We start from the raw sequence: 11,890 nt of genomic DNA on the forward strand, positions 1-11,890 counted from the left end.
GCCGTCGACCAGCCGCCTGCGTGCTTGCTGCGTTCCAGCGTCGACACAGTGCGCCGGCAGGTGTTGCGGCAGTGTCTAGATCGTGCCCGGGGGCGTGCCTGCCATGCCGGGCGTTGCGGCAGCAATATTTCGCGGTTTGCCCGATCCACGCTATCTTGCGCGGCAGCGTCCATCCGGGGAGTACCAGTGTGAACCCACAGCCAGCGTCCAGCGCGCCCGCGCGCGCCGAACTCACCCTGCGCGGTCTGATCATCGGCATCGTGATCACCGTGGTGTTCACTGCGGCCAATGTTTTCTTCGGCCTCAAGGCCGGCCTCACCTTCGCCACCTCGATCCCGGCGGCGGTGATTTCGATGGCCTTGCTGCGCGGGTTCAAGGACTCCACCATCCAGGAAAACAACATCGTGCAGACCATCGCTTCGGCGGCGGGCACGTTGTCGTCGATCATCTTCGTGCTGCCCGGCATGATCATGATCGGCTGGTGGGCCGACTTCCCGTTCTGGACCTCGTTCGCGATCTGCGCGCTGGGCGGCACCCTGGGCGTGATGTATTCGATCCCGCTGCGCCGCGCGCTGGTGACCGATACCGATCTGCCGTACCCGGAAGGCCTGGCCTGCGCCGAAGTGCTCAAGGTGGGCGCCGGCGACGACGCGAATGCCGATAGTGCGGAAGAGGGCCGAGCCGGCCTGCTTGCCGTGATGTGGGGCTCCATCGTCTCGGCGTTGTTCGCCGTGGTGGTCGCCACGCAGGTGTTCGCGTCCGATTTCGTGCGCAACTTCCGGGTGAACGACAAGGGCGCGGTCAGCGGCTTCGATTTCAATCTTTCGTTCGCGCTGTTCGCCATTGGTCACCTGGTCGGCTTGTCGGTGGGCATCGCGATGCTCATCGGCGCCATCATCGGCTGGGGCTGGGGCGTGCCGCATTACTCGGTGCTGGGCGACATGTCCGCCACGGTGTCGGACCTGGCCAACGCCACCTGGAGCCACAAGGTGCGCTTCGTCGGCGCCGGCGCCATCGGGGTGTCGGCGATCTGGACGCTGGCCAAGCTGGTGAAGCCGGTGATCAGCGGCCTGACCTCGGCGATGGCCGCTTCGCGCGTGCGCAAGGCCGGCAAGGCCGACTCGCTGCCGCGCACCGAGCGCGATATCCCGATCGGCATCGTGGGCCTGATCACGCTGGCCTGCTTCGTGCCGATCGCCTGGTTGCTCGGCTACTTCGGCGAGATCAGCGGCCTGGGCGATCACGTGGCCGTACTCGCCATCGGTGGCGTGGCCTTCGTCGTGCTGATGGGTTTCTTCGTATCCACCGTGTGCGGCTACATGGCTGGCCTGATCGGTTCGTCCAACAGCCCGCTGTCGGGCGTGGGCATCCTGGTGGTCATTGCTGCCGCGCTGCTTCTCGTGGCATTCGTGAAGCCGCACGTGGGGCCGCAGGAGGGCAAGGCGCTGGTGGCGTTCGCGTTGTTCATCACCTCGGTGGTGTTCACGGTGGCGGCCATTGCCAACAACAACCTGCAGGATCTGAAGACCGGCCAGCTCGTCGACGCCACGCCGTGGCGCCAGCAGGTCGCGCTGGTGGCCGGCGTGGTCGCCGGCGCGGCGGTGATTCCGCCGGTGCTGGACATGCTCAACAAGGCCTACGGTTTCGTGGGCGTGGCCGGTGCGGGCGCGCACGCGCTGCCGGCGCCGCAGGCTGGCCTGATCTCCGCGCTGGCACAAGGCGTGATCACCAACAACATCGACTGGAGCCTGATCATCACGGGCATCTGGATCGGCGTTGGCGTCATCGCGATCGACGAAATCCTTGCGCGCACCACCAAGCGCATGCGCGTGCCGCCGCTGGCGGTGGGCCTGGGCATCTATCTGCCGACCGTCAGCACGCTGATGGTGGTGGTGGGTTCGGTGGTGGGCTGGTTCTTCGATCGTCGCGCCGACCGCGCGAAGAAGCCTGAAACCACTAAGCAGCTCGGCGTCCTGCTTGCGTCGGGCCTGATCGTGGGCGAGAGCGTGATCGGCGTAGTCATCGCGTTCATCGTCGGGCTCTCCGGCAAGGCGGCGCCGCTGGCGCTGGTGGGCGTGGGCTTCGGCGAGGCGGCGCAGTGGATCGGCGGCATTGCTTTCGCGGTCATCGTCTTCGTCATGTACCGCTGGGTCGCGCGCCTGGCGCAGGGCACGTCCGCGAAGTGACGGCGGGCGCTGTTCATCGCCTGCAACAAGGCCTGCTTTAAACTAGCGGGATACCGGGTCCGGCGCCGTGTCGGCTCCGGCGGTCGGTCGCTTGGGCGATCGGCCGGCGATGATCCATCCGTGAATCGAGTCATCGGGTCGTTTCTCAACGGCCCACCAGGTACCTCCCAGGGAAACGAGCGTCGCGTGGAGCAGGAAAAAATCGAGCAGGTGCCACGCACGGATGATGTCCTGAACCCGCCCAGCCAGCGGGTGGTGCTGCTGCGCCGGATCGCCGGGCCGCTGCTGTCGGTGGGCATGCTGGTGCTGGCGCTGTGGGGGCTGCGCCAGCTGGCGCGCCACGTCACCTATCACGAGATCCGCGAGTACGTGGCCAGTGTGTCGCGCACGCGGCTGCTGCTGGCGATCGTGTTGACCACGCTGGGCTTCGGCGTGATGTCGCTGTACGACCGCTTCGGCCTGCAAGCCATCGGCAAGTCGCTGCCGTGGCGACGGGTCACCCTGATCTCCTTCATCAGTTATGCCTTCAGCAACGCGGTGGGCATGTCGTTCCTGGTGTCGGGGTCGATCCGCTACCGCTTCTACGTGCAGAACGGCCTCTCCACCGCCGAGATCGCCAAGCTGGTGCTGTATTGCACGCTGAGCTTCTGGCTGGGCTTGCTGGCGCTGACCGGCGTGACCTTGCTGATCGTGCCCCTGCCGGCGGGCCTGCCGCTGAGCGACTGGCGCATCACCGTGGCTGTCGCGCTGACCGCGATTCCGCTGGCCTGGATCCTTGGCGGTTTCATCCGCAAGCCGATCAGCCTGTGGCGCTGGCGCGTGCTGCTGCCGCGGCCGCTGTCGGCGTTGCGCCAGGTGCTGGTGGGTGCATTGGACTGGTGGCTGGCGGCGGCGGTGATGTACGTGCTGATGCCGGACAGCTTGCATGCAGGGTTCGGGCATTTCCTGGCGATCTTCGTGATCGCGCAGATCGTCGGCCTGATCAGCCACGTGCCGGGCGGGCTGGGTGTGTTCGAGACGGTGATGTTGGCCGGCTTCCACGCCACCGACGACAAACATCTGGCCGCGCCCATCCTGGGGGCGCTGGCGATGTTCCGCGTCGTCTACTACCTGATGCCGCTGTGCGCGGCGACCATGCTGGTGCTGCAGCGCGAGGCGCGCGGCCTGCGCCAGCAGTCGCTGTGGTCGCCGTGGTTCAACAGCTTGCTGCCGTCGTTCTTCGCGGGGTTGACCCTGGTGTCCGGCGCGGTGCTGCTGTTCTCCGGCGCCACGCGTGCGTTGCCGGAGCGCATGGCGATCCTGCGCGATGTGTTGCCGCTGTCGGTGCTGGAAGTCTCGCACCTGCTGGCCAGCGTGATCGGCATGCTATTGCTGATACTCGCCCGCGGCCTGCAGCGGCGGTTGGATGCGGCTTACTGGGTGACCCTGGTGCTGCTGGTGGCCGGCGCGGTGCTCTCGCTGCTCAAGGGCATCGACTACGAAGAGGCCAGCCTGCTGGGCTTGCTGGCGCTGGCGCTGGCGCCGGCGCACCGGCTGTTCTACCGGCGCGCCTCGTTGTTCAGCACCAATTTCTCGGTGGGCTGGATCGTGGCGATCCTCGCCGTGTTCGGCTGCGCCACCTGGCTGGTGATGTTCAGCTACAAGCACGTGGACTACAGCAACAGCCTGTGGTGGGAGTTCAGTTTCCACGAGGGCGGTGCGCCGCGCGCGTTGCGCGCGCTGGTGGGCGCGGCGGCGGCGGGCCTGCTGTTTGCGTTGGCTGCCTTGATCAAGCCGCAGCGCCTGCGTCGGGCGCCGCCCAGTGAGACGGAGCTGGAGCGGGCGTTGCCGCTGATCCGCAACTTCCATTCCGCCCAGGCGCATCTGGCGCTGATGGGCGACAAGCGCCTGCTGTTCGATGCCGACGGCAAGGCCTTCCTGATGTACGACACCGAGGGCCGCAGCTGGGTCACCATGGGCGATCCGGTGGGCGAGGACGACGACGCGCGGCGCGAGCTGGTGTGGAGCTTCCTCGAACAATGCGAACGCGCGGGCGGCTGGCCGGTGTTCTACCAGGTCAGCCCCGAAGACCTGGACATGTACCTCGAAGTGGGCATGAACCTGCTGAAGATCGGCGAAGAAGCGCGCGTGCGGCTGGAGGACTTCAACCTCGACGGCAAGTCGAAGAAGACCTTGCGCGGCACGATCAACAAGCTGGGCCGCGACGGCCTGCGGCTGGAGATCGTGCCGGCGGACGCAGTGGCGCCGCTGTTGCCCAGGCTCAAGGCGATTTCCGACGCCTGGTTGCGCGACAAGAACGCGCGCGAGAAGCGCTTCTCGCTGGGCGCGTTCGATCCGCGCTACCTGGTACGCACGCCGATGGCGCTGGTATGGCAGGGCGAGCAGATCGTGGCCTTCGCCAACCTGTTCCTGTGCGAGACCCGGGAAGAGGCTTCGCTGGATCTGATGCGCTTCGTGCCGGAGGGGCCTTCCGGCCTCATGGATTTCCTGTTCGTCGAGCTGATGCAGTGGGCGAAGCGCGAGGGCTACCGCTGGTTCAACCTCGGCATGGCGCCGCTGGCCGGCCTCACCAGCCGGCGCCAGGCACCGCTGTGGAACCGTTTTGGCGCGCTGGTGTTCGGCCGCGGCGAACGCTTCTACAATTTCCAGGGCCTGCAACGCTACAAAGACAAGTTCGATCCCGAATGGGAGCCGCGTTACATGGCTGTACCGGGCGGCATTGCGCTGCCGATGATCCTCGCCAACGTGGCCAGCCTGATTTCCGGCGGCCTCACCGGGGTAGTGCGCCGATGAGCATGTCGAAAAAAGGAAAGCGGATCATGTGGGCTGGGATGGGTGCGTGCGTGCTTGGACTGGCACTGGTCTGGACGCCGTTCTCCAAGCCGAGCCTGGAGCAGTCCACCATCGTGCTCGCGCCCGCGGCCGGCGTGCAGGCGCCGGCGGGCAAGGACGACGTGCTCACCATCCTGTACTCCGGCGACGGTGGCTGGGCCGACCTCGACAAGCAGCTCGGCAACGCCTTCGTGGCCCGCGGCGTCCCGGTGCTGGGCGTCAACGTGTTCAAGTATTTCTGGCGCAACCGCGATCCCGACGTGGCCGCGGAGCAGCTCGACGCGCTGATGACCAAGTACCTGGATCAGTGGCACAAGCGGCGCGTGTGGCTGGTGGGTTTCTCCTTCGGCGCCGACGTGCTGCCCACCATCATCGGCAAGCTGAGCCCGGCGAACCGGGCGCGCATCACCCAGCTGGTACTGCTCTCGCCCAGCCGCGACACCAGCTTCGAGATCCAGTTCGAGGGCTACATGATCACGCAGGGCCGCTTCAAGGCGTTCTTGAAGACCGTGCTGGAAAAGTTCAACAAGGTGCCGCATTACGATGCGCTGCCGCCGGTGGTGGCGCTCAAACAGCAGTTCCCGGTGATCTGCTACTACGGCAAGGACGATGCCGACGACGCGCTGTGCACCGATCCCGGCCTGCCCACGTGGGTGACCGTGCACGCCAAGAACGGCGACCATCATTTCGAGGGCGGCTACCAGCCGCTGGCGGCGCAGATGGTCGACGAGATCCCTGCCGACGCGACGGGCGGTAACACGGCGCATTGACGGGCTTCGCGCGACACTCCCCGCCTTTCGCACGGTAGACGGGGAGACGCGCTCATGCTCGACTGGCTGGAATACCGCAAAGAGTTGCTCGGCCGCATCGGCGAGATCGGCAAACTAAGCCCCGACACGCTGCGTGGCTACCAGACCCTCAGCGCCGCCGGCAGCAAGACCGGCCACCTGGATGCCAAGACGCGCGAGCTGATCTCGCTGGCGGTGGCGGTGACCACGCGTTGCGACGGCTGCATCACCGTGCATACCGGCGAGGCGTTGAAGCACGGCGCCACGCGCGAGGAAATCGCCGAGGCGCTGGGCGTGGCCGTGGCGATGAATGCCGGCGCCGCGCTGGTGTATTCGGCACGCGTGATGGACGCGGTGAGCCAGCACGGCGCTGCCTGATCGGCGGGCCGCCACGTACAATGGTGTGCTGATCTCCTCGACCCGGACCTGATGTGAGTGCTGGCGGTTTTTCCGCGCCTGCGCCCGAAGCGGCGCTGGCTGCGTTGTTCGTGCCTTTCGATACGGCGGTGCTGCCGCTGCCGGCCGGCGGGCGCGTCTTGTTCCTGCGCGCCCGCGCCGGTGTGCGCCTGCGCGAACTGGCGCAGCCAGGCTGGTTGTGCGAGCAGGGCTTTCTGCCGTTCGCCGACGAGCTGGCGCGCTGCGGCCTGCGTGTGGGCGAAGCGGGTGAGGGGGAAACCTTCCCATGGGTGCTGTTGCTGCCGCCACGCCAACGCGACGAGGCGCGCGCGCTGTTCGCGCGTGCGCTGGATCATCTCGCGCCGGGCGGCACGCTGATGGCCAGCATGGCCAAGGCCGAAGGCGCGAAGTCGGGCGAGGCCGACCTGAAGCAGCTCGCCGGCACGGTGGGCAGCCTGTCCAAGCACCATTGCCGGGTGTTCTGGGCCACGCCGCAGCCGGATGCCATCGACCGTGCATTGCAGGACACATGGCGCGCGCTGGACGCGCCACGCGAAACTGCCGACGGCTGGTGGAGCCGCCCCGGTCTGTTCGCCTGGGACCGCGTCGACCGTGCCTCCGCCTTGCTCGCGGCGCATTTGCCTGCCGACCTTACTGGCCGCGTGGCCGACCTCGGTGCGGGCTACGGTTACCTCGCCACACAGTTGATTGCGCGTTGCCTCGACGTGACGGCGCTGGACCTGTACGAAGCGGAGGCGCGCGCGTTGGAACCGGCACGCCGCAACGTCGCGAACGCGCTGCACGCGGCGGCGCGCAGCCTGCCGGTGAATGTGCACTGGCACGATGTTACCCGCGGCCTGCCACAGCGCTACGACGCCATCGTCAGCAATCCGCCGTTCCACCTGGGCCGCGCCGACCTGCCGGAACTGGGCCGCGCCTTCATCACCAGTGCCGCCGACGCGTTGACGGCATCCGGTCGTCTGCTGATCGTGGCGAACCGCCACCTGCCTTACGAAGCCCTGCTTGCCGCGCGTTTCGCGGAGGTGCGCCAGCTCGCCCTGCAGGATGGCTTCAAGGTGATCGAGGCCAGGAGCCCGCGCGCATGAAACTGGTCAAGCTGATCGCCAACCTCGGCTACGGCAGCCGCAAGGACGTGGCCTGGATGTTCCGCGAGGGCCGCATCACCGACGTCGATGGCGAGGTGCTGTACGCGGACGACAAGGTGGAGCATGCGTGCATCCGCCTCGACGGTGAGCCACTCGACCCGCCGCCCGGCCTGGCGCTGATGATGCACAAGCCGCTGGGCGTCACCTGCTCGCGCAAGGACCCCGGCCGCGTGGTCTACGACCTGCTGCCGCCGCGTTACCGCGTGCGCGACCCCGCGCTTTCCACCGTGGGCCGGCTCGATCGCGACACCTCGGGCCTGCTGCTGTTCACCGATGATGGCGCGCTGCTGCACCGGATCATCTCGCCCAAGGCCGAAGTGACCAAGGTCTACGAAGCCACCTTGGCCGAAGACCTGCGCGGCGACGAAGCCGCGTTGTTCGCCAGCGGCACGCTGCTGCTGGAATCGGAAACCACGCCGCTCGCGCCGGCCGCACTCGAGGTGCTGGGCCCGCGTCATGCCCGCCTCACCGTCACCGAAGGCCGCTACCACCAAGTGCGCCGCATGTTCGCCGCCACCGGCAACCGCGTGGAAACACTGGAACGGGTGGCGATCGGCACGCTCGGCCTGGATGGGCTGGCGCCGGGGGCGTGGCGCGCGCTCGACGCGGATGACGTGGCGCGCATCTTCAGCGCCACGTCTGTGTAACCGGCGTCGGACGCAAAAACGAAAAACCCCGGAAACCTGAGGCTTCCGGGGTTCTTCGTCTGGATGGTTTGGTGGAGCGGAGGAGGATCGAACTCCCGACATTCGCATTGCGAATGCAAATTTCAATCTTTATAAAACAACAACATATGAATTAATATTGCTTTTATGGGAGGATTTTGGGAGGATTCGTGACGGTGACGGGAGGCTTTCATGGCATGGTTTGAAAAGCGTGGCGCGTGTCAGTGGCGGGTGGTGATCGCTCGACGAGGATACCCGCGGCAATCCAAGACCTTCACCACCAAGGCCGAGGCCGAAGCGTGGGCGAAGATGATCGAGTCGGAAATGGCGCGGGGCGTCTGGATCGATCGCAGTGAAGCCGAGTCCACCACGCTGCGGGAGCTGCTCGACCGATATGAGCGTGAAGTGGTGCCAGGCAAGCGTGGCGCCGTGCAGGAATGCTCCGTGCTTGCGACTTGGCGCGACACGCCGCTGGCAGTCCGAACCGTTGCGACGATCCGGGGCGCCGATGTAGCGGCGCTGCGGGACGAGTGGCTGAAGGACTATGCACCAGCCACCGTGCTGCGCCGCCTTGCCGTGCTCTCCCATGTCTTCAACGTTGCCAGGAAGGAATGGGGCATGGAGAGTCTGGCGAATCCTGTTGAGCTGGTGCGCAAGCCTTCACCGAACAATGCGCGTACGCGCCGAATCGTCACGGCGTCTCCGTCAACCGGCCGCAGCCGCGGTCGCACACAAGATGAGCTTGCGCTCGTCGTAGAGGCCAGCGAGTCGCCCATGCTGCCCGCCCTCGTTACCTTGGCCGTTGAGACAGCGATGCGGCGCGGAGAGATTGCGGCCTTGCGTTGGGAGCATGTCGACCTTGAGCGGTGTGTGGCCCATCTCCCAGAAACGAAGAATGGCAACAGCCGCGATGTACCGCTTTCGCCTGCGGCCGTCGCCGCGCTGGTTGCGCTACTGCCCGAGCCACCGGCCAAGCGTCGCAAAGTCCCGGCAGTGCCCAGTGAGCTGCGGGGCCGGGTCTTTGCCATGCGCCCTGATGGCATCACGCAGGCTTTTGACCGGGCGCAGCACCGTGCACGTGCCGTTTACGAAGCCAAATGCACGCGCGAGTGCCTATCCATCGATCCGGGCTTCTTGAACGACCTGCGCTTTCATGACCTACGACATGAAGCGACATCGAGACTGGCGGCGAAATTTCAGCTTCATGAGCTGGCCAAGATCACCGGGCACCGCGATACAAGAATGTTATTGCGCTACTACCATCCGGATGCCGCAGATCTCGCCAAGAGGCTGCGCTGAGCCGCCATCAAAGGCAGGCTTGGCGGAAACGGGATATGGCGCTCAGCGGGCCTACTGGCAAGACTACTTTGGATCAGGCATGTATCGATGTCGGCCCGTCTTGATGAACAGCTCGGCGAAAGCCGCCCAGTCGTGCTGGTAAACAAATTCAGTAAGCCCATCGTTGCCTGCGAGAGAGGTTGAGCCGGCTGCGCTGTCTTCCCAGAACTCGCAGAAGGACAGTCGCTGTATGTCCGCCTTGCGCACGACACGCGTTCCTCTCGACTCAACGACCTCCAGTCCAAAGTAGGTACGCCTGCACACGGTCATGGAAGGCACTCTCTGGTCGCCGTGCGCACGCTGTTGGTCGGCATCGCCGTCGTCTTGCGGCTTCTTCCGTTCGACTCGGTGTCCATGCATGGGAGGCCGCACAATTTGAATCAGCTTTCCGTCCAGTCCAACACTACGGCCACTTCCTGACCCTGGAGGGGTTCACCGTGCAATGCGTCCGCGTCGAGGTATGCGCCGCAGCCAATACCAACCCAGCCCGAAGGGACGATTGGCTGCTCCGTGAAGGCAGTAATCTCGTCGTAACCACGCTCGAAATGAGGCGTGACCACGCGCGCTTCGGTCGGATACCTCTGCAATCGGGAAATCAGCTCGCCGACGTTCATAGGCCCTCTCCAACATTCGTTGTGCGTACGATGTTTCCTTGCTCATCGTGGATTGCGCAGTAGCCGACTGAGAACGGCCGGAAGCCAAGCCGTTTGGCTTCGTCCTTGCGGTAGTCGGCCTGCCTGTGATGGTGACCGTGATAGACCATCTGCACTCCAAGGCTAACCGCCAGATCGTCGATCGCCTGAAAGCCATGCGGGTGGCAGCTCGGAGCCTCGTGCGCGACCAGCACGTCTGCCTTCGACTGCAAGAGCGTGCCGTAGTCGCTCGGGAAGATGCTGCTTCGGTGCTTGCGGGGTAGGCCACCACGCCAGCGGTTGCCCTTGCCGCACCGGGCAAGAAAGGCCTCCGGCGAAGGATAACGTGGCTGGTCGGCTGGGGCCCAAACCTGACCGCGGAAGATCCCACCAAGGCCCGCGATGCGAACACCAGCAACCTCAACCACACGGCCGTGCAGGTTGCGATCAGCCAGTGATGATCCGAACAGGTTGTCGTAGTCAGCATCACTGTCGGTATCGTGGTTTCCGTGGATCCACCAGACCTCTGTGAGATCGATGATCGACCGCAAGGCCACCTCCAAGGGCTCCGGTGCCTGCACGTCGCCCAGCAGCACGATGGCTACAGGCCTGCGGGCGTGCACTGCCTCGATGATGTGTTCGAAGTGGCCGTGGGGATCGCCGCAGAAGAAGATTCGGTTCACGATTGCTGGCTCAACCAGGCGCCGCGCAAAGCAAGCGCGTCTACCCGGGCATGGTGCCGCTGCGGTTGATGTTCCGGGTGATCCCGCCACCATCGTTCGCGGGCCGTATCCAGTTCCAGGTGTCGCCAACCGATGCTCGATAGCGTCGGGCCTTCTGGCTCTGGTTCGTCCATGCCATCGAGTACGAATTGGCACAGCGCGCGGTCGTGCGGCGAGTCGTAACCGATCAACGGGTTCGGGATCGCAGCGAGGAACGTTCGAAGACGATGGGTGAGAAGGGCGTCGGACATGGCTGCCTCCCCACGCTCCAATAGTGGGTACACGGCAACCCGCACAAACGGCATCGGGTCGAAGGGCAGGGGATCGCGCTCGGCATAGAACACATGGCGCAGGTCAGAGGACACCAGCCCAATCGATACCAGTTGGCTGGCCAACACGTCCGCCCACTCGCAGTCGAGGAAGAGGTCAGTCACGGCATTTGCGCTGCCAGGTTTCCCAGCGAATCCAGCCAGTCCTGCAAGGCCTCTTTCAGGCGTGGCTCGTTGAAGCCAATGGTCATCCAGCACCATCCGAGATGATGGTGCTGATCGCTTGGCCATTTCTTGAAGTCATCTTCCAAGGCAAACCATGTACTGGGCTTGCGCCACGCCGCGTCGGCTGCGATCTGCTCGTATCGCGATAGGGGCCGTTCGCGATCTTCCACGGGCACGCGGTACGAACGAGCTTGCTGATCCCATGCCGCCCCTACCACGCGCTGCTGCAGGCCGGGTTTGAGGTAAAGCAGTGCGCCGGGACCGGTTTTGTTCTTGGCCCACGTCGTGGAAAGTACGATCTTCACCTGCGGGTAGGGTTCAAGCTGCGCTTCGAGCAGCGGCGCGAAGCGGAAAAGCGACTCCTCTGGAATTTCGAAGTGGCCATCTTCGGTCGGGTAAGGGTGCAGCACGCCGTCGAAGTCGAGATAGAGCACGGGCTCGTCGCGGCCGCCGTCCGCAGGAACATTGAGCGTCAGAGTGTCGAGCAGCTTCTGCATGGATTCCACGTTCCAGCCGCCCGCGATCAAGTGCCGCACCGTCAGGATCGCGGTCGCGCCGTCGCCCTGGTCGAGCAGAAAGCTGATGCTTCGCTCGAACTCACCGGCTGCCGCGGGACTTTCCTTGATCCTCGCCACGATATGGGGAAGCAATTCGGGTTGCGGATTCATGGT

Annotated in this window: 11 protein-coding genes; 7 read left to right on the top strand and 4 right to left on the bottom strand. The window is 65.4% G+C overall.

The features are described 5' to 3' along the window. Positions 1 to 188: 188 nt before the first annotated feature. From ISP14_RS10155 to ISP14_RS10185, 7 genes are all read left to right on the top strand, one after another. Positions 189 to 2,186 carry an OPT family oligopeptide transporter gene (locus tag ISP14_RS10155; protein ID WP_404539029.1) on the top strand — a complete coding sequence of 666 codons (1,998 nt, stop codon included), beginning with the start codon at positions 189 to 191 and terminating at the stop codon, positions 2,184 to 2,186. A 186-nt stretch (positions 2,187 to 2,372) separates the two neighbouring features. Further along, a complete protein-coding gene (mprF, locus tag ISP14_RS10160; RefSeq protein ID WP_404539030.1) occupies positions 2,373 to 4,979 on the top strand; it encodes a bifunctional lysylphosphatidylglycerol flippase/synthetase MprF in 2,607 nt (868 codons plus the stop codon). Positions 4,980 to 5,005: 26 nt separating this feature from the next. Further along, positions 5,006 to 5,788: an AcvB/VirJ family lysyl-phosphatidylglycerol hydrolase gene (locus ISP14_RS10165; RefSeq protein WP_404539032.1), complete on the top strand. Its 783-nt coding sequence runs from the start codon at positions 5,006 to 5,008 to the stop codon at positions 5,786 to 5,788. 54 nt (positions 5,789 to 5,842) lie between these two features. After that, the gene (locus ISP14_RS10170; protein ID WP_404539034.1) at positions 5,843 to 6,184 is read left to right on the top strand and encodes a carboxymuconolactone decarboxylase family protein; all 342 of its coding nucleotides are present in this window, start codon (positions 5,843 to 5,845) and stop codon (positions 6,182 to 6,184) included. A 53-nt stretch (positions 6,185 to 6,237) separates the two neighbouring features. After that, positions 6,238 to 7,308 (top strand): class I SAM-dependent methyltransferase, encoded by a 1,071-nt coding sequence (locus ISP14_RS10175; protein WP_404539037.1) that lies wholly within the window; start codon positions 6,238 to 6,240, stop codon positions 7,306 to 7,308. Next, positions 7,305 to 8,015, top strand: a complete 711-nt coding sequence (locus tag ISP14_RS10180; protein WP_404539039.1) for a pseudouridine synthase — start codon at positions 7,305 to 7,307, stop codon at positions 8,013 to 8,015. Before ISP14_RS10175 ends, ISP14_RS10180 begins: the two co-directional genes overlap by 4 nt. A gap of 210 nt (positions 8,016 to 8,225) precedes the next feature. Then, a complete protein-coding gene (locus tag ISP14_RS10185) occupies positions 8,226 to 9,332 on the top strand; it encodes a site-specific integrase (RefSeq protein WP_404539041.1) in 1,107 nt (368 codons plus the stop codon). A gap of 419 nt (positions 9,333 to 9,751) precedes the next feature. Here the strand turns inward: ISP14_RS10185 and ISP14_RS10190 are convergent, their stop codons facing one another. Genes ISP14_RS10190 through ISP14_RS10205 form a run of 4 tightly spaced genes read right to left on the bottom strand, consistent with a single transcriptional unit; the run spans position 9,752 to position 11,887 of the window. Then, positions 9,752 to 9,985, bottom strand: coding sequence for a hypothetical protein (locus ISP14_RS10190; protein WP_404539044.1), 234 nt, complete (start codon positions 9,983 to 9,985; stop codon positions 9,752 to 9,754). After that, entirely contained in the window at positions 9,982 to 10,686 is a 705-nt protein-coding gene (locus ISP14_RS10195; RefSeq protein ID WP_404539046.1) for a metallophosphoesterase family protein, read from the bottom strand. The genes ISP14_RS10190 and ISP14_RS10195 overlap by 4 nt, the downstream gene beginning before the upstream one ends. Continuing rightward, complete coding sequence (locus ISP14_RS10200) at positions 10,683 to 11,159, bottom strand: hypothetical protein (protein ID WP_404539048.1); 477 nt, start codon at positions 11,157 to 11,159, stop codon at positions 10,683 to 10,685. Before ISP14_RS10200 ends, ISP14_RS10195 begins: the two co-directional genes overlap by 4 nt. After that, the gene (locus tag ISP14_RS10205; RefSeq protein WP_404539050.1) at positions 11,156 to 11,887 is read right to left on the bottom strand and encodes an HAD domain-containing protein; all 732 of its coding nucleotides are present in this window, start codon (positions 11,885 to 11,887) and stop codon (positions 11,156 to 11,158) included. Before ISP14_RS10205 ends, ISP14_RS10200 begins: the two co-directional genes overlap by 4 nt. Positions 11,888 to 11,890 lie beyond the last annotated feature (3 nt).

It is taken from the genome of Dyella agri, assembly GCF_044904705.1.
Lineage (GTDB): Bacteria > Pseudomonadota > Gammaproteobacteria > Xanthomonadales > Rhodanobacteraceae > Rhodanobacter_A > Rhodanobacter_A agri.

Bases quoted from the DNA above. Each gene is read 5' to 3' on its own strand.
- ISP14_RS10165 (WP_404539032.1), top strand. From the start codon at position 5,006: ATGTGGGCTGGGATGGGTGCGTGCGTGCTTGGACTGGCACTGGTCTGG.
- ISP14_RS10170 (WP_404539034.1), top strand. From the start codon at position 5,843: ATGCTCGACTGGCTGGAATACCGCAAAGAGTTGCTCGGCCGCATCGGC.
- ISP14_RS10180 (WP_404539039.1), top strand. From the start codon at position 7,305: ATGAAACTGGTCAAGCTGATCGCCAACCTCGGCTACGGCAGCCGCAAG.
- ISP14_RS10185 (WP_404539041.1), top strand. From the start codon at position 8,226: ATGGCATGGTTTGAAAAGCGTGGCGCGTGTCAGTGGCGGGTGGTGATC.
- ISP14_RS10190 (WP_404539044.1), bottom strand. From the start codon at position 9,985: ATGAACGTCGGCGAGCTGATTTCCCGATTGCAGAGGTATCCGACCGAA.
- ISP14_RS10205 (WP_404539050.1), bottom strand. From the start codon at position 11,887: ATGAATCCGCAACCCGAATTGCTTCCCCATATCGTGGCGAGGATCAAG.